We start from the raw sequence: 276 nt of genomic DNA, 5'->3' as shown, positions 1-276 counted from the left end.
AGGGCGGCGGGGCGGATGCGCGCGCCGGGCGCGGCCCAGGCGTGGCTTGGCGCCACGACGATGACGAGTCGGTCGCCCGCGACGCGCGTGGCGGTCAGCGCCGGATCGGCGACCGGCCCCTCCACGAAGCCGAGATCGGCGCGCCCGTCATGGACGCAGGCCGCGACCTCCCGCGTGTTGCCGATGCGCACGCGCACGTCGATGCCGGGCCAGGCGTGACGAAAGGCCGCGAGGTGGCGCGGCAACCAGTAGCCGGCGATCGTCTGGCTGGCGTGT

General features: G+C 76.1%; 1 protein-coding gene. It reads right to left on the bottom strand.

What is annotated here, in order from left to right:
• Window positions 1-276, bottom strand: a 276-nt coding sequence (locus tag B8460_RS17045; RefSeq protein ID WP_048862816.1) for a LysR substrate-binding domain-containing protein, incomplete at both ends; no start/stop codon positions are given.

The organism is Acidisphaera rubrifaciens HS-AP3, assembly GCF_000964365.1.
GTDB classification, from domain to species: Bacteria; Pseudomonadota; Alphaproteobacteria; order Acetobacterales; family Acetobacteraceae; genus Acidisphaera; species Acidisphaera rubrifaciens.
This window is presented reverse-complemented; position numbering and strand designations above follow the sequence as displayed.